Raw genomic sequence first — 22,165 nt, forward strand, 5'->3', positions numbered from 1 at the left:
TCCCTGCGGATTGTTCGGCACGGTTAAGTATTCAGTTCACCGCTGCGTTTTTGTAACAATCGAAGCACAGTATCCTAACAAGTTTCTTTTTTATATTGAACGTGCAATCAAAAAAAGTTTTAATAGGGGTCTTACATTGCGGTGGAGCTGGAGTCATGCCAAAGGTGGGAATGCAGCCGATACGTCGTCGGCAACTGATTGATGCGACCCTGAGTACCATTAACGAAGTCGGGATCAATGACGCGACCATTGCGCAGATTGCGCGGCGCGCTGGCGTCTCGACCGGCATCATCAGCCACTACTTCAAAGACAAAAACGGTTTGCTGGAAGCCACCATGCGCGACGTGACGCGTCAGCTGCGTGATGCGGTGGCGGCACGACTGAAACCGCTGGCGGGAGCCAGCACCGAAGCGCGCCTGCTGGCGATTGTCGAAGGTAACTTTGATGACACCCAGGTGCACAGCGCGGCGATGAAAGCGTGGCTGGACTTCTGGGCCAGCAGCATGCATCAGCCGCAGCTGGGTCGCCTGGAACGCGTCAGCAGCCGTCGCCTGTTTTCCACGCTCGCTGCCGAGTTTCGCCGCGAGCTGCCGCGTGAGCAGGCGCGGCTGGCCGCGCACGGTCTGGCCTCGCTGATTGATGGCCTGTGGCTGCGCGCCGCGCTGAGCGGCAAACCGTTTGATCTGGCGATTGCCAGAACGCTCACCACCCAATTCATTCGCCAGCAGCTGGCTGGCGCCGCGAATCACTGAGGAAGGAGCAACCATGTCCCGATTCACCGAGCAGCATTTATACATTGATGGTCAATACGTTGCCGCAGCAGCGGGCGATACATTCCAGACTATCAACCCGGCCAATGGCGAAGTGCTGGCCGAGGTCCATGAAGCCGCGCAGGCGGATGTCGATCGCGCGGTCGCCGCCGCGCAAAAAGGCCAGAAAATCTGGGCGGCCATGACGGCGATGGAGCGCTCACGCATCCTGCGCCGTGCGGTGGATATCCTGCGCGAGCGTAACGATGAGCTGGCGGCGCTGGAAACCCTCGACACCGGTAAACCGCTGAGTGAAACCCAGGCGGTGGACATTGTTACCGGTGCCGATGTGCTGGAGTACTACGCCGGCCTGATCCCGGCGCTGGAAGGCCAGCAGATCCCGCTGCGTGATACCTCTTTCGTCTATACGCGGCGCGAACCGCTTGGCGTGGTCGCCGGAATTGGCGCATGGAACTATCCGATCCAGATCGCGCTGTGGAAATCTGCGCCGGCGCTGGCGGCCGGTAACGCGATGATCTTTAAACCCAGCGAAGTGACGCCGCTGAGCGCGCTGAAGCTGGCAGAAATCTACAGCGAAGCCGGCGTACCGGACGGCGTGTTCAACGTGCTGAACGGGCGCGGCGCGGTGACCGGTCAGCTGCTGACCGACCATCCGGGCATCGACAAAATCTCCTTCACCGGAGGCGTGGCCAGCGGCAAAAAAGTGATGGCCAACGCGGCCGGCTCCACGCTGAAAGAGGTGACCATGGAGCTGGGCGGCAAATCGCCGCTGATCGTGTTTGACGACGCCGACCTCGATCTCGCCGCCGACATCGCCATGATGGCGAACTTCTACAGCTCCGGCCAGGTGTGCACCAACGGCACGCGCGTGTTTGTGCCGACGGCGTTGCAGCAGGCGTTTGAGGCCAAAATCGCTGAACGCGTGGCGCGCATCAAAGCTGGCGATGTCAACGATCCGGCCACCAACTTTGGCCCGCTGGTCAGCTTCCCGCATCGAGACAATGTGTTGCGCTATATCGAATCCGGCATCAGCGAAGGCGCGCGCCTGCTGTGCGGCGGTAAACGCATGAGCGGCGCGGCGTTTGATAACGGTGCCTGGGTAGAACCGACCGTGTTCACCGATTGCCGTGATGAAATGACCATCGTGCGCGAAGAAATTTTCGGACCGGTGATGTCGATCCTGACCTACGACAGCGAGGAAGAAGTGGTGCGCCGCGCCAATGCCACCGAATACGGCCTGGCGGCGGGTCTGGTCACCCGGGATCTGAATCGCGCGCACCGCGTCATTCACCAGATTGAAGCGGGCATTTGCTGGATCAACACCTGGGGTGAATCCGCCGCTGAAATGCCGGTGGGCGGTTACAAGCACTCCGGTATCGGCCGCGAGAATGGTCTGATGACGCTGCAGAGCTACACGCAGGTGAAATCTGTGCAGGTCGAACTGACCCGTTTTCAGTCGGTATTTTAATCAAGCTTAACCTGAGGAGCGACTAATGGAATTTGATTACATCATTATCGGAGCCGGATCCGCAGGGAACGTTTTGGCAACAAGACTGACCGAAGACAGCAGCGTGAACGTCCTGCTGCTGGAGGCCGGCGGTCCCGATTACCGCTTTGATTTCCGCACGCAAATGCCGGCGGCGCTGGCCTGGCCGTTACAGGGCAAACGCTACAACTGGGCGTACGAAACCGAGCCTGAGCCACACATGAATAACCGCCGCATGGAGTGCGGACGCGGTAAAGGGCTGGGCGGTTCGTCGCTGATCAACGGCATGTGCTACATCCGTGGTAACGCCATGGATCTCGACAACTGGGCGCAGCAGCCGGGTCTGGAAAACTGGACTTACCGCGACTGCCTGCCCTACTACCGCAAGTCGGAAACGCGCGATATCGGTGCTAATGATTATCACGGCGGCGAAGGCCCGGTGAGCATCACCACCTGTAAGCCTGGCAACAACCCGCTGTTCGCCGCGATGATTGAAGCCGGCGTGCAGGCGGGCTATCCGCGCACCGACGATCTCAACGGTTATCAGCAGGAAGGATTTGGTCCGATGGACCGTTTCGTGACGCCGCAGGGCCGCCGCTCCAGCACCGCGCGCGGTTATCTGGATACGGCAAAACAGCGTCCGAATCTGAAAATCATCACCCACGCCACCACCGATCGTATTCTGTTCGAGGGCAAACGCGCGGTCGGCGTGCAGTATCTGCACGGCGCCAGCGATACGTCGCACACCGTGCATGCGCGGCGTGAAGTGCTGCTGTGCGCCGGTGCTATCGCCTCGCCGCAGATTCTGCAGCGCTCCGGCGTTGGCGCGGCGGCATTGCTGAAGCAGCACGATATCCCGCTGGTGCATGATCTGCCGGGCGTCGGTGAAAACCTGCAGGATCATCTGGAGATGTACCTGCAGTACGAGTGCAAAGAGCCGGTGTCGCTCTATCCGGCCCTGAAGTGGTGGAACCAGCCGAAAATTGGTGCCGAGTGGCTATTCAAAGGCACCGGTATCGGCGCCAGCAACCAGTTTGAAGGCGGTGGCTTTATCCGCAGCCGGGAAGAGTTTGCCTGGCCCAACATTCAGTACCACTTCCTGCCGGTGGCGATTAACTACAACGGCTCGAATGCGGTAGAAGCGCACGGTTTCCAGTGTCACGTCGGTTCGATGCGTTCGCCAAGCCGCGGTCACGTGCGCATTAAGTCGCGCGATCCGCGCCGGCATCCGGCGATTCTGTTCAACTACATGGCACACGAGCAGGACTGGCATGAGTTCCGCGATGCCATCCGCATCACGCGCCAAATCATCAACCAGCCGGCGCTGGATAAGTATCGCGGCAAAGAGATCAGTCCGGGGCTGGAGTGCCAGAGCGACGAGCAGCTGGATGAGTTTGTGCGCAACCATGCTGAGACCGCTTACCATCCGTGCGGCACCTGTAAAATGGGCAGCGATGAGATGGCGGTTGTGGATGGCGAAGGTCGCGTACACGGCCTGCAGGGGCTGCGCGTGGTCGACGCCTCAATCATGCCGCTGATCATCACCGGTAACCTGAATGCCACCACCATCATGATTGGCGAGAAGATCGCCGACAACATTCGTGGTCGCCAGCCGCTGCCGCGCAGCGAAGCGGACTACTTCGTGGCGGGCGATCGCCCGGTGCGCGGCGAGCCGCTGCGTGCATAAAGCAGTAATATCTCAGGGGAGAACGTACGGTTCTCCCCTTTTTTCGCCCTCTTCTCTCTCGCCACCCTGCCTGCCATTAAGGTCTGTCAGACTTTGCGCCGCACGGTGCTGGCGTCCGGTTGATGTAGCAAACTAACAGTATGTTGTAACTAGAATGCCTTAGCGCCTCCGCTAAGCGCCGGGCTCGTCCAGCGCCAGCGCCTGCAAAAAGCGTTGCAGGATGGCGTTGTGACGCGGGCCCTGGCGGGTGACGAGCGCGATTTGACTGTGGTAATGGAACTGCTGCGGCGCGAGGGCGCGCATTTGCTTTTTCTCCACCCACTGCGCGGCGTAGTGGTCCGGCAGGAAACCGATATAGCGCCCGGTGAGAATGAGAAATGCGATCCCTTCGCGATCGGAAGCGGTGGCGCTGCAGTTCAGCTGCTGATGCAGCGCAATCGCCTCCGCCGGCATGCGAAACAGCGGCGCTATCGCATCGCAGGCCGCCAGCGCGTGGTGTTCCGGCCGCTCCGCCTGGTTAAACAGCGGGTGCGCGTGGCTACAATAGAGCTGCGCATGTTCATCATACAGCTGTGCGTACGCCAGCCCGGAGACCGGCGCCGCCATCGGCAGCGCGCCCACGTGCAGGCGTCCTTCCAGCAGACCTCGCTCGATATCCGCCGCGGTTAACATACTGATGTTGATACGGATCCCTGCCCCGCTCTCCCGCAGCGCCGCCAGTGCATGGGTGAGACGCATGCGCGGCTGCGTCACCAGATTATTGATGATGCCGATGTTGAACTCTCCGCGCAGCTGCTGATGCATCTGGTTCACCTGCTGGCGAAAATCTTCCACCGCCGCCATCATGGTCTCGCTGTGTCGTAAAATTTCACGCCCTTCCTCAGTGAGCGCAAACCCGGCACGGCCGCGCTGGCACAGGCGCATGCCCAGCCGTTTTTCCAGATCGCTCATGTGCAGGCTGATGGCCGAGCGCGTAATACCGAGCAGGCTTTCGGCAGCGGAAAAGCTGCCGCACTCGCTGACGGTTTTGAAAACGCGCAGCAGTCTGAGGTCAAAGTCGGTCACCTGGGCCAGCGCTTTCTTTTTCATTCAGGTGAGTAAATCCATAAGTGAAGACAAGTTAATTAGCATTTAACTTAACCGGCGGCGGATTGCAAACTCTGCTTAACACATGCCGGAGAAAACCCGATGTCACAGCCGATCAATACCGCCGACCTGAATTTACAGGCGCACTGGATGCCGTTTACTGCTAACCGCTATTTTCAGCAGGATTCCCGTTTTATTGTCGCCGCGCACGGCCACTGGCTGACCGATGGCGACGGCCGCCAGATTTTCGATAGTCTGTCCGGTTTATGGACCTGTGGCGCGGGCCACACGCGCCGTGAAATCCAGCAGGCAGTCGCGCAGCAACTCGGTACGCTGGATTACTCGCCGGGCTTTCAGTACGGCCATCCGCTGTCGTTTCAGTTGGCCGAGCGCATCGCCAGCCTGATGCCCGGCCATCTCAACCACGTGTTCTTTACCGGTTCGGGGTCGGAGTCGGCGGATACTGCGGTGAAAATGGCGCGCGCCTGGTGGCGGGCCAAAGGCCAGCCCAATAAAACCCGGCTGATTGGTCGCGCGCGCGGCTATCACGGCGTGAACATTGGCGGCACCAGCCTTGGTGGAATCGGCGGCAACCGTAAGGCCTTTGGTCAGCTGCTGGAGGTTGATCACCTGCCGCATACGCTGCAGCCAGAGCTGGCGTTCACCCCCGGCCAGCCCGCCACGGGCGGCGAGGCGCTGGCAGATGAGATGCTGAAGCTGATTGAACTGCATGATGCTTCGACTATTGCCGCGCTGATTGTTGAACCGCTGTCCGGATCCGCCGGCGCGATTATTCCGCCGCACGGCTACCTGCAGCGCCTGCGTGAGATCTGTACGCAGCACGATATTTTGCTGATTTTTGACGAGGTAATCACCGGCTTTGGCCGCATGGGACGCTGGAGCGGCGCGGAGTATTTTGGCGTCACACCGGATCTGCTCAACTTCGCCAAACAGATTACCAACGGTGCCATTCCGCTGGGCGGCGTGGTGGCCAGCAGCGAAATCTATCACACCTTTATGTCTCAGCCGCTGCCGCAGCACGCGGTTGAGTTTGCGCACGGCTACACCTATTCGGCGCATCCGGTGGCCTGCGCGGCCGCGCTGGCGACGCTGGACGTGCTGGAAAACGAGGCGCTGATTAGCCAGTCGGCCGAACTGGCACCGCATTTTGAACGTGCGCTGCACGGGCTGCGCGATTGTCCGCAGGTGGTGGATATCCGCAACTGCGGGCTGGTCGGTGCCATCCAACTGGTACCCCGTGAAGGTGACGCGACCGTGCGGCCGTTTGAAGCGGGCATGGCACTGTGGAAAGCCGGCTTTTACGTCCGCTTTGGCGGCGATACGCTGCAGTTCGGCCCGATGTTTGATACCCAGCCGGCCGAACTGGACCGGCTATTTGATGCGGTAGGCGAAGCCCTGCACGGCCTCAGATAATCTCAGTGCTGTAGCTGACCGGCTGCGGCGGAATAAATGCCTGCACCGGCGTCAGTTCGCCGCGGTATTTGCGCAGCTGCACCACGGCGATTTGTCCGCTACAGCCCTGCGCCAGCGATGAAGTACCGATATCCAGCGTCAGCACATTCGGATTACCGTGGCGACACAGCGGTCGCAGCGCGGTGGGATCGACCGGATCGTACCAGGCGCCGGTCGGCAACTGTACCACCCCCGGCATAATGCTTTCGGTGACGCTAGCGCTGGCCAGCACGTGACCGCGCTGATTGTACAACTCGATAATGTCGCCGTCGGTAATGCCGCGCGCGGCGGCATCGTGCGGATGCAGGCTGCACACCTCACGTCCTTCGCGTTTGCCGCTCAGGCTGTAGTCACCAAAATCCAGCTGGCTGTGCAGACGCGTGGCCGGCTGATTCGCGATCAACCACAGCGGATGTTCCGCATCCGGCTGCTGCTGCGGTGCGCGCCACACCGGATGGCCGGGACAATTTTCATAGCCAAAGCTGGCAATGGTGGCGGAAAAGATTTCGATTTTGCCGCTTGGCGTCGGTAGCGGTGCCGCCGCCGGATCGGCCCGAAACGCATTGATCATCCGCCCGCCATCTTTCAGCTGCGGCAGTTCAATCACGCCCTGCAGCCAGAACTGGTCGAAATCAGGAATCGTCACCTGATGCGCGGCCAGTTTTTCCTGCAGCTGCGCATAGTGATGGCGCAGCCAGCCGCGGGCGTCGCGTCCTTCGGTGAACGCCTCTTCACGGCCTAAACGACGCGCCAGTTCAGCAAAAATGGTGTAGTCATCCTGCGCCTGCGCGTAAGGTTGCGCCACCGGCTGCATGGCAAACAGATGACGATCGGTCGGCGCACCGCCGATATCTTCACGCTCCAGCGTCATGGTGGCAGGCAGCACGATATCCGCATGGCGCGCGCTGGCGGTCCACGCGGTCTCGTGCACAATCAGCGTATCCAGCTGGCAAAACGCCTGCCGCAGCCGCGCCAGATCCTGATGATGATGGAACGGATTGCCGCCCGCCCAGTAGGCCAGACGGATGTGCGGATAGGTCAGACGCCGGCCGTTGTAATCAAACTGCGTGCCGGGATGCAGCAGCATATCGGCGATGCGCGCCACCGGAATCAGCCGGTCAATACCGTTCCTGCCCTGCGGCAGCGCCGGGAAACTCACCAGATTATGATGCTTACCGTAATGGCCGAGTGCGCCGAGCGCATAGGTGTATCCACCGCCCGGCAGCCCCGGCTGTCCCAGCGCGGCCGCCAGCACCAGCCCCAGCCATACCGGTTGCTCACCGTGTTCCGCGCGCTGCAACGCGTGCGCCACGGTAACCAGCACGCGCTTGCCGTGCAGCTGGCGGGCAAAATCGGTGATTGTTGCCGCGCTGACGCCACAAATCTCAGCCGCCCACTGCGCGTCGCGTCGCGTACCGTCCTCTTCGCCGCGAATATAGGCGACCATTTGCTGCCAGCCGACGGTGTAACGCGCGAGGAAAGCCTCATCGGTGCGCTGCTCGTCAATCAGCACCGACAGCAGACCGAGAATGAAGGCCGCATCGGTACCGGGGCGCAGCGCCAGCCACTCTCCCTGCGCCTCATCGGGCAGATCGCTCTGCAACGGGCTCACCGAAATAAAGCGTGCGCCGCGTTCTGCCGCCTGCTGCATAAAGCCGCGTTCGGTATGTTCGCTCAGACCACCGCTTGCTACCTGCGAGTTTTTCAGCGCCAGGCCGCCGAACGCCAGCACGATCTCGCTATGCCGGGCGATCTCTTCCCAGCTGACGCCGCGACGGGCGATCTCATTCATGTCGCCAACGATATGCGGTAACAGCACCGAAGCCGAACCGGAACTGTAGCTGTTCACCGAGCGCACATAGCCGCCCATCACCGTGTTAAGAAAGCGGTGCACCTGGCTCTGCGCGTGGTGAAAGCGGCCGGCACTTGACCAGCCATATGAGCCACCAAAAATGCCTTCCGGCCCATACGCGTCACCGACGCGCTGCAGTTCGCGCGCTACCAGCGTGTAAGCCTGCTCCCAGCTCACCGCCACATAGTCGTCATTACCGCGACGAGGATCCGCGCCGGGCCCGTTTTCCAGCCAGCCACGGCGCACCATCGGTTGCGCCACGCGCGCCGGATGATGCAGGACGTTGTGAAAGTTTTGCAGCAACGGGCTGGGATCGGGATCGCCGTGAAACGGTTCGATGGTCAGCCGATCGCCCTGCTGGCGGGCAGTAAAAGCACCCCAGTGGGCGCTGTGCATCACCGGTTTTTGCGTCATCATGCTTCCTGGAGTCAAAAATGAAAAACGGTGCTTACAGCACCGTTGCAATAAAGTTTCTTACCCGTCCGTTTTCCGGATCGTCGAGCACCTGCTGCGTCGGCCCCGCCGCCACAATCCGCCCGCCTTCCATAAACACGATGTTATCGGCCACCTCGCGCGCAAAACCGATCTCGTGTGTCACGATCACCATGGTGATGCCGGAGTGCGCCAGCTGTTTGATCACCTGCAGCACTTCACCCACCAGTTCCGGATCGAGCGCAGACGTGGGCTCATCAAACAGCATCACGCCGGGATCCATCGCCAGCGCACGGGCGATCGCCACACGCTGCTGCTGACCACCGGAAAGATTCTGCGGCCACTCTTCTTCGCGCCCGGCCAGCCCCACCTGCTTAAGCAGCGACAGCGCTTTGCTGGTCGCCTGCTGGCGGCTCTGTTTTTTCACCCGCATCGGCGCATCGACAATGTTTTGCAGTACGGTGCGGTGCGGGAACAGGTTGAACTGCTGAAACACCATGCCGATTTCGGCACGCTGACGCGCAATCTCGCTGCTGCTCAGCTCGTGCAGCGCCTGGCCTTTCTGCTTGTAACCAATGATCTCGCCACCGATACGAATCGTGCCACCATCCAGTTTTTCCAGATGGTTGATGCAGCGCAGCAGCGTCGATTTGCCTGAGCCGGACGGTCCGAGGATCACCGTCACCGAGCCAGCCGGGATATCAAGATTAACTTCATCCAGAATGGTGACGCCGGAAAAACGTTTGGTCACCTTACGTAAGGCGATCGCTTCAGCCATTGCTTACGCTCCTTTCGGCTTTAGGCGCGGAGAAACCGGGCAGCGACTTGAGTAAACTGCGCTTTTCGCGGCGCGTGACGCCACGGCCAAAGTAGCGCTCGACATAGAACTGACCAACCGACAGTACCGAAGTCATCAGCAGATACCACAGCGTCGCCACCAGCAGCAGCGGGATCACTTCATAGGTGCGCTGATAGATGATCTGCGCCGAAAACAGCACATCCTGCAGGGAGATCACCGATACCACCGCCGTGGTTTTCAGCTGGCCGATGATTTCGTTACCGGCCGGCGGCATGATGGCGCGCATCGCCTGCGGCAGTACGGTATGGCGGAAAATCTGCGCCGGACGGTAACCCAGCGCGCGGGCGGCTTCCAGCTGGCCGTTGCCAACGCTCTGAATCCCGGCGCGCACGATCTCAGCCGCATAGGCAGACTGATGCATTACCAGCGCGATCACCGCCGCGCTGAACGGACTGACCAGCGCATTAGACTGAGTACTCCAGATTTCACCCAGGCCCGGCAGCGACAGCGAAATGGTCGGGTACAGCGCCGCGATGTTGTACCACAGGAACAGCTGTACCAGCATCGGCACGCCGCGGAAAAACCAGGTATAGAACCAGCTGACGCCGACCAGCACCGGGTTGGATGACAGGCGCATCAGCGCCAGCACCGTGCCAAAGGCGAAGCCCAGCACCACCGAAATCGCTGTCAGCTGCAGCGTCATCAGCACACCCTGCAGAATCGACTCGCCGGTGAAGTTTTCCGCAATCACGCCCCATTCGAAGCGCGGATTGTTGATCATCGAATGCGCCATCGCCACCACGCACAACAGCACCACCAGCGCACTGAGCCAGCGTCCGTAGTAGCGTTTACCGACGATTTTCAGATCGTCGGTGTGGTCGTGAAAGTCACTCATTGAAAGATATCCTGATTACGTTTTGACTCTTTAACCGCGCCAAAGCCGATGCCCCAGTTATCCAGGATCTTCTGGTAGCTGCCATCTTTAATCAGCGAGTTCAGCGCTGCCTGTACCGCAGGTTCAAGCGCGGAATCTTTCGGGAAGGCGACCGATACCGGCGCATCATGCACGGTGATTTCGCCGCTCATGGTCAGCGGTTTGATCACTTTCACCTGCCACAACAGGCCTTCGTACGGACCGAGGAACATCGGCACACGCCCGCTGACCACGGCCTGAACACCCGCCGGGCGATCCGGGAACACTGACACTTTAATCGGTTTTTTCCCGGCCGCTTCACAGGCTTTGCTGGCCTCTTCCAGACGGGTCACCTGAGTGGTGCCGGAACCGGCGCCGACTTCTTTACCGCACACCTCGTCGAGGGTTTTGAACGGCGCGACGTTGGCGTCTTTCCGCGAAATAATGCCGAGACGGCTGGCGTCGTAGTAACTCACAAAGTCGATAATTTTGGCGCGCGCCGGCGTGGCGTTGATGTTGGACAAGGCCACATCGTAGCGGCCGGTTTTCAGTCCCGGAATGATGTTGTCGAAGCCGCCGGTATCGCGCCATTGCACCTGAATGCCGAGACGCTCACCGACCGCGTTCATGATGTCAATTTCACGACCAGCCAGCGTTTTGTTGTCTTCTTTATAGAAGGTGGTGGGCGGCGTGTTGGGGTTGGTTCCTGCCACAATATAGCCGCGCTTCGCCACGTCGGCGGGCACCAGGCTTTTCAGCGCGGCATCAGCCTGAACATGCAGTGAGCTGTCGGTTGGGACGGATTGTTCGGCGGCAAACGCGGTGTGCGCACTGAGAGCGAGTGCGAAAAGGGTGATACCTTTTGCGAATTTCACTGGAACCTTTCTCCTGATATTTAAAATGTTTCCCGGCAGGGAAAAGGCGTCGAGGTAGCGATGTATTTTTCCCTTTGCTCATGTCGCGTAAAGCCGCGCGGCGCAAAGGATTGTCATCCTCAAAACGTCCCGCAGCCATTCTCAGGAAGATAGGCAGCGATCACAAATGCGAAAAACAGATATCTATTGCCGAAATCCGGCAATAGGTTTCTTTGCTGGCCTGAATGCGGCCCTGTCGTCGCGCAAAAATCAGATTGTTGCCGCAAATCAGGCACCTCCTTATCCTGCCACGCTGAATGATTTGCTTATTAGCCATAACGTTCCTGTCTAAGCCAGCGTATCGCCCTGCTGACAAAAACTGACAAAAAAGCGGCCCGTCGAGGCGATTTGCGCAGGAATGTAAAGAAGTTGCACACCAATATACAATGCAAACCATTCTCATTATCATGCGCATTTGCTTACAAATGTTAACGCATCAGGGAGATGATATAAGTGAATGTAACTGTATGTAGCAAAAAGCATCCGGTCGCACTGTGCCTGGCGGGCCTGTTAACCTCACCGGTGTTTGCCGCTGAACCCACGGAGAAGCTGGCCGACGATGAGTCGATGATTGTGACGGCAGAGCAGGAGCTGAAGCAGCAGCCGGGAGTCTCCACCATTACCGCTGAAGACATCAAAAAAAGTCCGCCCGTTAACGACCTCGCGGACATCATCCGCAAAATGCCCGGCGTTAACCTCACCGGTAACGGCGCCAGCGGCAGCCGCGGTAACAACCGTCAGATCGACATTCGCGGCATGGGCCCGGAAAACACTTTGGTGCTGATCGATGGCGTGCCGGTCACCTCCCGTAACTCGGTGCGTTACAGCTGGCGCGGTGAGCGCGACTCACGCGGGGATACCAACTGGGTACCGCCGGAAATGGTGGAACGCATTGAGGTGATACGCGGTCCGGCCGCTGCCCGTTATGGCTCCGGTGCCGCCGGCGGTGTGGTCAACATTATTACCAAACGCCCGACCAATGACTGGCACGGTTCGCTGTCGCTGTTCACTAACCAGCCAGAAGATGACAAGGAAGGCGCCACCCGCCGCGCGAACTTCAACCTCAGCGGTCCGCTGGCCGGTGAGGCACTCACCATGCGGCTGTACGGCAACCTGAACAAAACGGATGCCGACGCCTTCGACATCAATACCGCGCAAAATGGCGCTTACGCCGCCGGACGCGAAGGGGTGCGTAACAAAGACATCAACGGCGTGCTGTCGTGGAAAATCACCCCGACGCAGATTATCGATTTCAGCTATGGCTATAGTCGCCAGGGCAATATTTATGCCGGCGACACGCAAAACAGCAACAGCAATGCCAGCGCCAACGGGCTGGTGGAAGCGCTGTACGGCAGCGAAACCAACCGCCTGTATCGCCAGAACTATGGAGTGGTGCACAACGGCATCTGGGACTGGGGCACCTCTAAGCTCAACTTTAGCTATGAGAAAACCAATAACACCCGCCTGAAAGAAGGCTCCGGCGGCAGCACCGAAGGGATGATCAACAGCGATACGTACGCTACCAGCCGGCTGGAGAGCTATCGCGCCGGCGGCGAGATCAATTTCCCGCTGCAGCTGCTGGTCGATCAAACCGTTACGCTGGGTGCTGAGTGGAATCGCGATGAACTTAACGATCCGGCATCGGTACAGGCCACCAGCGCACCGGGCGTCGATTTCGGCGGCGTTTCCAGCGACGGTTCGCAGCGTGACAGTAAAAACAGCGCCACCATCAGCTCGCTCTATTTCGAAGACAACATCGCCGCCACCGACTCCACCGAAGTGATTCCCGGCCTGCGCTTCGACTATCACGATCAGTTTGGCGCTAACTGGAGCCCGAGCCTCAATCTATCGCAGGGCCTCGGTGATTACTTCACGCTGAAAGCCGGTATTGCGCGCGCCTTTAAAGCGCCAAACCTGTATCAGTCCACTGAGGGCTATATCCTGTCGACGCGCGGCAACGGTTGTCCGATTGGCCTGTCACGCTGTTACCTGCTGGGCAGCAAAGACCTCGATCCCGAGATCAGTGTGAATAAAGAAGTCGGCATTGAGTTCAGTCATCAGGGCTATGTGGCGGGCATCACCTTGTTCCGCAATGATTACAAAAACAAAATCATCTCCGGCACCACGCCGGTGGCTTCAACCGGCTCGTATAACCTGCTGCGCTGGGAAAATGGCGGCAAAGCGATCGTCGAAGGGCTGGAAGGCAATCTGAGCATCCCGCTGATTGCCGACACGCTGGAGTGGCGCACCAATGCCACCTATATGTTCCGCTCGGAGAGCAAAAAAACCGGCAACCCGCTGACGGTAATTCCGGAATTCACCATCAATTCGCAGCTGGAGTGGCAGGCGACCGAGGCGCTCAGCGCCAACATCAACTGGACGCAATACGGCCGGCAGAAGCCACGCCAGTATGCGGAAACCAGCCTCGAGGCCAGCCGTGGTCTGTCGCAGCGTGAAATCAGCCCGTATTCCATTGTCGGGCTGAACCTCAACTATGACATCACTAAAAACCTGAGCGCCAACGCCGGTATCAATAACCTGTTTGATAAGCGCGTTTATCGCGAAAATGCCGGGGCATCGACCTATAACGAACCGGGCCGCGCCTGGTACGCCGGTGTCACGATGTCGTTCTGAGGAATGGACGCGATTGATTTGAGCGACCGAACTTAGCTGAGGGATTTAAGCACCGCCGCCTGTGCGGCAGGCCTGCGCGCTAGCCGGATGCTCAGCAGCGCGCCGGCCGCCAGACAAATCGACATACACACTATCGCCACGATGAAGGCATGGGTAATCTCTCCCGGCCCCTTGCCCGTGCCCAGCACGGCATAAAAGATCCCGCCGATAATGGCCACGCTCAGTGCCGTGCTCAGTTGCAAGGTGGAGCTGGCGATACCGGCAATCATCCCGGCCCAGGCGGGTGCCACGCGTCCGGTGACGATGTGCATCAACGTCGGCAGCGCCAGCCCCTGACCAAACCCCACCACAAACAACCCCAGGGCCAGCGGCAGCGCCGCCGGTGACACCCCGACCGGCGTGCTGGCCATCAGCCACGCCAGGCCCAGCAGGCCGACCACTTCCAGCACCATCCCAGTGGCGTTAACGTAAGGCCCAATCAGCCGTCGCGCAGCGGGCGTGGATAATGGCCCCAGCAGAAAACCCGCACCAAAGGGCAGGAAGATCAGCCCGGCGCTCAGTACGCCCTGATGCAGCGCGCCCTGTAAATAGATCGAGAACAGCAGGAAGAATACGCCAATCGAGTAGAACAGCAGCGCCAGCAGCAGGGACAGCCCAAGACCCGGCACGCTAAAAATCGCCGGATCGATCAGCGGATCGCCGCCCTGCTTTGCCAGCCGGCTTTCATAGCGCCAGAACAGAGTGCCTAGCACCGGCACCAGCAGCAGCGATAGCCAGGCCCACAGCGGCCAGCCCGCTTCCCGTCCTTCAATCAGCGGCACGATCAGCAGACCCAGCGTCATCATCGACAGTCCCATTCCGCCAAAATCCAGCTTGCGCGCGTGCTGAGCACGCGTCTCTTTAATCAACGGGATGCCAAACAGCACCACCAGCAGCGCTACCGGCAGATTGACCAGGAAAATGGCGCGCCAGCCGCTATTGAACAGGTTGAGTGAGATCAGGATGCCGCCCAGCGCCTGGCCAATCACCGAGGCCAGGCCAAATACCGCGCCGTACAGGCTCAGCGCGCGCGATTTCTCCGCCTCCGGGAAAATCGCCTGAATCGAGGCCAGCGCCTGCGGTGCCATAATCGCTGCAGTGATGCCCTGCAGCACGCGACCAGCGATCAGCGCGCCCGGTGACCAGGCAAAGCCACACAGCGCAGAAGCCGCTGCAAAACCGGTCAGTCCAGCGAAGAACATGCGCCCGCGGCCAAACAGATCGCCGAGGCGACCGCCGGTGATCAGCGTGACGGCATAAAACCCGGCATAGGACGAGATGACAAATTGCTCCGCCGAGCCGGACGTGGCCAAATCGCTCTGAATCGACGGCAGCGCCACATTGACAATAAAGAAGTCCAGCGGGGGTAAAAATGCGCCTGTCAGCAGGACGATAAACATCGCCCAGCGGCGTGGCTCGGGATTTAACGCGTGCGGATCGGACATCACAACACCTCACTAAGGAACCGATCAGTTCCAATATGGATAAAAAAATTAGTCGAGCAGACGCATCGTGCAGTCCACTACTGCGTTCATTTCTGCTACCGTTGCCCCGGTTTTACCGAGGATACGCATCCCTTCAATCTGGCAAACCAGTAAGCGGGCCAGCACCTGCTCATCACGCTCGGGCAGTTCTCCGCTCAGCTGACCGCGCACCAGTGTTGCCGCATACAGCTGCTGCAAACGCCGGAACATGCGTCCCGTGCGTTCGGCAATCTGTTCATCATGCGCGGCCATCTCGGTGGTGAGTGACACCACCAGACAACCGCGCCGCCCTTTCTCGCCGCTGGAGAGCGCGGCATAACGCAGCAGCGAGGCGCGAATCGCCGCTTTAACCGCGCCGGGCTGCGCCAGAATATCCGAGGTGGCTTTCAGACCTTCGGTCATGTAGATATCCAGCGCGGCCAGCAGCAGCCCTTTTTTATCGCCGAACGCCTTGTAGAGACTGCCGCGCGATAAACCGGTTCCGGCGATCAAATCCGGTAGCGACGCCGCTTCATAGCCGCGATCCCAGAAAACGTGCATGGCGCTGCGGGCGGCCTCTTCCAGCTCGAACTCGCGCGGGCGACCGATGACGGTCAGGTTCTTCATCACTGCCCTCCCCTTTAATTATAAACCAACTGGTTCCTATCTTAGCCGCAATGCAGTGGCTATTGCAAGTCAGCCGCCCCCCCCCTTCACGGCTCGGCCGCTTACACATGGATAATCAGGGTTAAGTGATGCGTCACACAAAGAACTGACGTAACGCGTCGGCCAGCGCCTGCGGTTGCTCATCCGGGATAAAGTGACCACAGTGCGCGAGGCGAATCCCGCTGACGTCGGCCGCAAAAGTGCGCAGCGGCTGTGCCATATCGGCAATTGAGCCCTGATCGGCGCTCACCGCCAGCAGCGGGATCGCCAGTTTTCCCCGGGTTTGCAACAACTGACGATTCTGCTCCGCTGAGGTGCTGACTTCACGGTACGCCGCCATGCCGGCGCGCAGCGCGCCGTTTTGCTGCAGCAGCCGCACATATTCCGCCATCTCTTCGTCACCAAACACCATCGGGCTGGCTGCTTTGCGCTGCAAAAACCACTGCAGATAGAGCGCTTCACGACCGGCGATCAGCGCTTCCGGCAGATCCGGCAACAGGTGAAAAGCAAAGTGCCAGGTTTTCCAGGCTTTGTCCGGCGTCGCAGGCAGCGCATCCGGCAGCGTCACTCCGGGAATGCCGGCATCCAGCAGCGCCAGTTTGCTGATGGCATCACCGTGCAGCATCGCCAGCGGCCAGGCAACCCAGGCACCCACGTCATGCGCGGCCAGGTAGTAACGCTCAACACCCAACTGCTGCAACAATCCCTGCACGCTGTGCGCCAGTGAGGTGGTGTCATAACCGCTGGCAGGCTTGTCGGAGTCGCCCTGGCCGGGCAGATCCGGCGCAATGATGAAATAGTCTGCCGCCAGCTGCGCCATCACCTTACGCCAGGCAAACCAGCTCTGCGGAAAGCCCGCCAGCAGTACCAGCACTGGTCCCTGCGCATTGCCGCCGCTGACATAGTGCAGCCGCACGCCCGCGACCGTGGCGTAAGCATGGTTAAATTGCGGCAGGTGATCGACGGGCTGTGACCAGCGCGGCGCGGCGTCCAGGGCAGACAGTGACATAAGCGTTCTCCGGTTATTTTGGTAAAGAGTGTTTCCTTATTGGATGCGATTCTGCGCTACCGCGCCGTTAACGCGGACTCATTAAGGAAATGTTTATTTCCTTAATATTAACGACAGCCACGCGCGCCTTGCAAGCGAGTCTGTGAAATAGATCCGGAAGCGAACGGCGGAGTGAATCGTCCCGCCGCCGCGCCTGAGTGATGTGCGGTTATCCCGCCTTCTTCGCCGTGGGTTTCAGCGATCGATTGAGATCCTGAATGCGCTTCATGGTTTTAACCGTGCGTGCCGAACTGGCGGAGGCCACCGCCAGAATCAGCATTTCGAGGCACACCAGCACCGTACCGTGCAGCGGCATGCGACCATTTTCACCGCCGCGCGGCACGTTAATCACCACATCCGCCTGCTGCGCAAACGCCGAATCCAGCGCGTGGGTCAGCAGAATCACCGGCATACCCAGCCGCTGCGCCTCTTTCAGCGTCGTCATGCCCTCACGGTGCGCCGATTTCTGCGCCATCATGATCAGTACATCGCCGCGCTGTAGCGTTATCAGCTGTTCCGCCAGCGCAATCCCGGCACGGTTAAGCGTCACCGCCGGCAGGCCGATGCGCCGGAACAGTCGCGCGCTGTACTCCGCCAGAATGCCGGAAGCGTTGATGCCAAACAGCGCCACCTGACGCGCTTCCAGCAGCAGTGTCACCGCAGCCGCTACCGCCTGGCGGTTGACCGGTTCTGCCAGTACTTCGCAGGCGCGCTGATGGCCGCCCAGCACAAAATCGATGCCGGAGTTGATGTCACACGACAGTTCGCTGATGGTCGCGCTCATCTTCTCTTCCGAGTTTTGCGCCGGGCCAAACCACGCGGCCAGCGTGGTTTTCAGATCGCGCAAACCGGCAAAGCCCAGCGCCTGCACGGTGCGCACCACGGTGGCGTCAGAAGTTTGGGTGGCCTGGGCGATATCCAATGCAGTCGCGTCTAATATAGCCTCACGATGTTCGTGGATATATCGCGCCACCGTTTGCAGGCTGGCCGATAATGTCGTGACGCGCGCACGGTAGCGTTCACCGAATACATCCACCCGATTTTTAATGTTATTTGCCGCCATTATGTTGCCTGTTAGTAATACCGCATCGTTGTGAACCGCGTCGGCAGGCCGGCTTGTAGTAAAAATTTGCGCCGCTACCGCTGCCCACTCCCTTCACGCCTGGCTTAACCCGGCCAGCCTCAAACTACAAAAAAAGCATAATCGACTGATTGTAAATAAATTTTCTGACAATCCCGGTTCAAAATTTTCTACCGCGTTCTGCTGTAGTATCCACACCATCATTTACGTTTACTACTACATTTTTTCATGTTTGAATGATTCTCAATTACATCTCAGCCGCCTTTTTCCGCTGACTGATGGCATAACAATGCCGGGCCGCGAATGTCCTGTTCGTCAACGGCAGTATTTTACTGATAGCTTCGTTGCGCGGAATAAATAATCCCGCAATTACACCAGGTTTATATTCGATGCAGAACAACTCACCGCGGGCGGTTAAATTACTGTGCCATCCGGCTATCCTTGCCGCTATTTACGGCGTAACGGCACTCAGCAGTACTGACAGCCTTGCCGCTGAACAAAACAGCACCCTCACCGTGACGGCGCAGCAGCAAAACAGTGACGACGGCTATAGCGCCACCAGCAGTTCGGTCGCCAGTAAAACGCCGGTGTCGCGCCTCAATGAAGCCCAATCGGTGAGCGTGGTGACGCAACAGCAGCTGGAGGATTATCAGGCCGCCAGCCTCGCCGACGCGCTGCGCTTTGTCAGCGGCGTAAGCGAAGGCAATACGCTGGCAGGTACCGAAGATGGCTTTGTACGCCGCGGCTTTGGCAGCAACTCGGATGGTTCCATCTATCGTGATGGCGTGCGCAGCAGCCAGGGGTTGAATTTTGATGCCACCACCGAACGTGTCGAGGTGCTGAAGGGCTCGGCTTCGCTGCTGTACGGTATCCAGAATCCCGGTGGCGTGATCAATATTGTGAGCAAAAAGCCGCAATACACCTGGCACACCAAAGTCAGCGGTCGCGCAGCCAGCGAGGGCGGCGGCGCCGGCACGCTGGACGTCACCGGCCCGCTCGGCAACGGTTTTGCTTTTCGCCTGATTGCTGAAAAGCAAAGTCAGGATTACTGGCGCAATTTCGGCAGCGATAAACACACCTTAATCGCCCCCTCGCTACAGTGGTATGGCGAGCAGGCCAGCTTCCTCATCAGCTACGAAGATTATCAGTACGATATTCCTTACGATCGCGGCACGGCGTTTGTTAACGGTCAACCGGTGGCGATTGGCTATAAAGATCGCCTTGACGATAAAGCTAACCATGCGTGGGGCCACAATAAAACCCTGAACGCGCACTACGACTGGCAGTTTAATGAGGCATGGAGCACGCGCCTGACTTTTGGCTGGAACCAGCGTCAGTACGACAACAACGAAGTGCGGGTCACGGCGCTCAATCCTGCCACCGGCGTGGTGACGCGCCGCGCCGATGCCAACCGCGGCTTCAACCATAAAACCAAATACGTAGCATGGGATGTGATCGGTTCGCCGCAGCTGTTTGGCATGACGCACGATGTGGTGTTCGGCACCGATTATGAAATGAACCAGACTTACCGTGCGCACCAGTATCAGGGCAAAGCGAACACCGCCTTCAACCTGTACGATCCGCAATACGATATGCTGGCACCGATCACCAACAGCAGCAGTGAAAACAGCGCCAACGCCAACCTGCTTAACCGCCTGCACAGTCGCTCGGTATACGCCAAAGACAGCATTTCGCTCACCGACGACTGGATTGCGGTGCTGGGCGGACGCTATCAGCACTATGAACAGCGCGCGTCAAAGGGCTTCGATCCGGTGGTGCAAACGCTGGACAGCGAGGGCAACAAGTTCCTGCCGCAGGCCGGGTTGATTTACAAACTGACGCCGGATGTCTCACTGTACAGCAGCGTGAGCAAATCCTTCACGCCGTCGACTGACGTCGACGATGACGGCAACGTCGGCAAGCCTGAACAGGGCACCACATGGGAAGTGGGCAGCAAGTGGCAGATTTCGCCCCGGCTGTTTGCCAGCGTAGCGCTGTACCGCATCGACGAACGCGATATGTCGCTTAATATCAACGGCACCACGCGCGCCATCAATAAAGCGCGTTCGAGCGGCGCTGAATTTGAGCTCAATGGTGAAGTGCTACCGGGCTGGGATCTGAGCGCCAACTACAGCTACGATAAAGCCGAAATCGTCGACGATGGCGTCAATCCGGCGAACAATGGCAACCGCCTGCAGAATGCACCGCGTCACGCCGGGGCGCTTTACCTGAGCCATAACCTGACGCTGAACGGCATTCCCGGTGACTTCCGCGTCGGCGGCGGTGCGCGCTACGTTGGCTCACGCGCCGGCGATCCGGAGAACAGCTTTACGCTGCCGGATTATGTGGTCGCCGACAGCTTTATCGCCTGGAATAATCAGCTGTTTGGCGAGAAAACCCAGCTGAAGCTTAACCTGAATAACCTGTTCAATAAGCACTACTACACCTCCAGCGGCGGCAACCTGCGCGTGCGCGAAGGGGAAACCCGTAACCTGATGGTCGAGGCCAGCGTTGAATTCTGATCGAGCGAAAAAGCCGCTGACGTGGCGAGCCTGGCTGGCTGCCCTCCTGCTGCTGGCGTTCAGCACCAGCGCGCTGGCCAGGGTGATCACCGATATTGACGGCAATCGGGTGGAGATTCCCGATAATCCGCAGCGCATCGTGCTGGGTGAGAGCCGCATGCTGTATACCCTGGCACTGCTGGCGCCGGATGACCCGTTCCGCCACATCGTCGGCTGGCCGCGCGATCTGCAAAAGTATGACAGCCAGACGTGGAACAGTTTTGCGCAGCGGTTTCCGCAGATGCTGAACATCCCGACGCTCGGATCGGGCGGCCCTCAGGCGATCAATCCGGAGCAGATTCTCGCCCTGCGACCGGACGTGGTCATTCTGCCGAGTCTGGCGCGCTACGATGATGCCGATCTGAGGCTGGTCAGCATCCTGAATGCTGCGCATATTCCGGTAGTGAAGATCGATCTGCGCGTACATCTGTTAAAGAACACCCGGCGCAGCGTAGAGATTTTTGGTGAGGTGCTGAATCAGCAGGCGCGCGCGGCGGCGTTCAACCGCTTTTACAGTGCGCATCTGCAGGTGATCGAGGAACGGCTGGCGCGCTATCACGGGCCGAAACCCACGGTGCTGTTGCAGTTGCATCTGGGACGGCGCAACGAGTGCTGCGTGACGGCGATTAACGGCAGTCTGGGCGAGCTGCTCAACGCCGCCGGCGGCGACAATATTGCTGGCAAAACCCAGCACGGCGTGTTTGGCCGTTTGAGTGAGGAGCAGGTGATCGCAGCCCAGCCTGAGTATTACTTCGCCACCGGCTTTGGCGATAACGCCAGCGCAGGCCTGCTGCGCCTCGGGCCGGACGTCGCGCCCGACGCGGTGCTGAGCAGTTTTCGTCAGCTCACCGCGCAGCAGAACGGCTTACGTGAGCTGAAGGCGATTCGCAACGGCCATGCAGCGGCAATCTGGATGAATTTTTATCTCAGCCCGTGGCATATTGCGGTGACCGAGTTTATGGCAAAAACGCTATATCCGCAGCTGTTCGCCGACATCGATCCGCAGCAGACGCTGGAAACCCTGTTCCGTGATTTCCTGCCGATCCCCTATCGCGGCACGCTGTTTATGCGCATTCCGGAAGTGGATTAACCGTGCTGTTCACCCTGATATTTCTGTGCAGCGATTCCGGTGCGCATGAATGCGCACCCTACAGATGACCTCAGACCCGATGCCGGTATGCATTAATGCGCCCCCGGGGATGGTCTCTGTAGATACCGTCTTGCCGGTTACCTGGCAAGACATATTTCGGCATCGAACGGA

17 protein-coding genes are annotated in these 22,165 nt (G+C 59.4%); 8 read left to right on the plus strand and 9 right to left on the minus strand.

The window, feature by feature from the left end; genetic code table 11:
• The 4 genes from QMM04_RS11595 to betA form a co-directional block, all read left to right on the plus strand.
• A partial coding sequence (locus QMM04_RS11595) for a hypothetical protein (protein WP_282996217.1) occupies positions 1-202 on the plus strand: 202 nt, incomplete at its 5' end.
• Entirely contained in the window at positions 156-752 is a 597-nt protein-coding gene (betI, locus tag QMM04_RS11600; protein ID WP_282996218.1) for a transcriptional regulator BetI, read from the plus strand. The genes QMM04_RS11595 and betI, both read left to right, overlap by 47 nt.
• A 13-nt stretch (positions 753-765) precedes the next feature.
• A complete protein-coding gene (gene betB, locus QMM04_RS11605) occupies positions 766-2,238 on the plus strand; it encodes a betaine-aldehyde dehydrogenase (RefSeq protein ID WP_104187214.1) in 1,473 nt (490 codons plus the stop codon).
• A gap of 25 nt (positions 2,239-2,263) precedes the next feature.
• The gene (gene betA / locus QMM04_RS11610) at positions 2,264-3,943 is read left to right on the plus strand and encodes a choline dehydrogenase (RefSeq protein WP_021509528.1); all 1,680 of its coding nucleotides are present in this window, start codon (positions 2,264-2,266) and stop codon (positions 3,941-3,943) included.
• Between the two features lie 171 nt (positions 3,944-4,114).
• On the opposite strand, the gene QMM04_RS11615 is transcribed toward betA, so the two are convergent.
• Positions 4,115-5,032 carry a LysR family transcriptional regulator gene (locus QMM04_RS11615; RefSeq protein WP_282996219.1) on the minus strand — a complete coding sequence of 306 codons (918 nt, stop codon included), beginning with the start codon at positions 5,030-5,032 and terminating at the stop codon, positions 4,115-4,117.
• A 99-nt stretch (positions 5,033-5,131) separates the two neighbouring features.
• Here QMM04_RS11615 and QMM04_RS11620 point away from each other — a divergent pair, with 99 nt between their 5' ends.
• On the plus strand, positions 5,132-6,463 hold the full coding sequence (locus tag QMM04_RS11620) for an aspartate aminotransferase family protein (protein ID WP_282996220.1): 1,332 nt from the start codon (positions 5,132-5,134) through the stop codon (positions 6,461-6,463).
• On the opposite strand, the gene QMM04_RS11625 is transcribed toward QMM04_RS11620, so the two are convergent.
• Genes QMM04_RS11625 through QMM04_RS11640 form a run of 4 tightly spaced genes read right to left on the minus strand, consistent with a single transcriptional unit; the run spans position 6,456 to position 11,373 of the window.
• The gene (locus tag QMM04_RS11625; protein WP_282996224.1) at positions 6,456-8,768 is read right to left on the minus strand and encodes a molybdopterin-dependent oxidoreductase; all 2,313 of its coding nucleotides are present in this window, start codon (positions 8,766-8,768) and stop codon (positions 6,456-6,458) included. The genes QMM04_RS11620 and QMM04_RS11625 overlap by 8 nt on opposite strands.
• Positions 8,769-8,802: 34 nt before the next feature.
• Positions 8,803-9,564 (minus strand): amino acid ABC transporter ATP-binding protein, encoded by a 762-nt coding sequence (locus QMM04_RS11630; protein WP_058758829.1) that lies wholly within the window; start codon positions 9,562-9,564, stop codon positions 8,803-8,805.
• Positions 9,557-10,480, minus strand: a complete 924-nt coding sequence (locus QMM04_RS11635) for an amino acid ABC transporter permease (RefSeq protein ID WP_021509533.1) — start codon at positions 10,478-10,480, stop codon at positions 9,557-9,559. Before QMM04_RS11635 ends, QMM04_RS11630 begins: the two co-directional genes overlap by 8 nt.
• A complete protein-coding gene (locus QMM04_RS11640; RefSeq protein WP_021509534.1) occupies positions 10,477-11,373 on the minus strand; it encodes an ABC transporter substrate-binding protein in 897 nt (298 codons plus the stop codon). Before QMM04_RS11640 ends, QMM04_RS11635 begins: the two co-directional genes overlap by 4 nt.
• 492 nt (positions 11,374-11,865) lie before the next feature.
• On the opposite strand from QMM04_RS11640, the gene QMM04_RS11645 reads away from it, so the two are divergent.
• Positions 11,866-14,046 (plus strand): TonB-dependent siderophore receptor, encoded by a 2,181-nt coding sequence (locus QMM04_RS11645; protein WP_282996221.1) that lies wholly within the window; start codon positions 11,866-11,868, stop codon positions 14,044-14,046.
• 32 nt (positions 14,047-14,078) lie between these two features.
• Here QMM04_RS11645 and QMM04_RS11650 read toward each other — a convergent pair whose 3' ends face one another.
• From QMM04_RS11650 to QMM04_RS11665, 4 genes are all read right to left on the minus strand, one after another.
• The gene (locus QMM04_RS11650) at positions 14,079-15,530 is read right to left on the minus strand and encodes an MFS transporter (RefSeq protein ID WP_201449155.1); all 1,452 of its coding nucleotides are present in this window, start codon (positions 15,528-15,530) and stop codon (positions 14,079-14,081) included.
• 48 nt (positions 15,531-15,578) lie between these two features.
• On the minus strand, positions 15,579-16,175 hold the full coding sequence (locus QMM04_RS11655) for a TetR/AcrR family transcriptional regulator (protein WP_136546562.1): 597 nt from the start codon (positions 16,173-16,175) through the stop codon (positions 15,579-15,581).
• A 133-nt stretch (positions 16,176-16,308) separates the two neighbouring features.
• The gene (locus QMM04_RS11660) at positions 16,309-17,223 is read right to left on the minus strand and encodes an alpha/beta hydrolase (protein WP_282996222.1); all 915 of its coding nucleotides are present in this window, start codon (positions 17,221-17,223) and stop codon (positions 16,309-16,311) included.
• Between the two features lie 208 nt (positions 17,224-17,431).
• On the minus strand, positions 17,432-18,325 hold the full coding sequence (locus QMM04_RS11665; protein ID WP_021509539.1) for a MurR/RpiR family transcriptional regulator: 894 nt from the start codon (positions 18,323-18,325) through the stop codon (positions 17,432-17,434).
• A gap of 407 nt (positions 18,326-18,732) precedes the next feature.
• Here QMM04_RS11665 and QMM04_RS11670 point away from each other — a divergent pair, with 407 nt between their 5' ends.
• Complete coding sequence (locus QMM04_RS11670; protein WP_021509540.1) at positions 18,733-20,865, plus strand: TonB-dependent siderophore receptor; 2,133 nt, start codon at positions 18,733-18,735, stop codon at positions 20,863-20,865.
• A 34-nt stretch (positions 20,866-20,899) separates the two neighbouring features.
• On the plus strand, positions 20,900-21,994 hold the full coding sequence (locus QMM04_RS11675; protein WP_282996226.1) for an ABC transporter substrate-binding protein: 1,095 nt from the start codon (positions 20,900-20,902) through the stop codon (positions 21,992-21,994).
• Positions 21,995-22,165 lie beyond the last annotated feature (171 nt).

Origin of the sequence: Pantoea sp. Pa-EAmG (assembly GCF_030024295.1) — a bacterium.
Taxonomy (GTDB): Bacteria; Pseudomonadota; Gammaproteobacteria; order Enterobacterales; family Enterobacteriaceae; genus Pantoea; species Pantoea dispersa.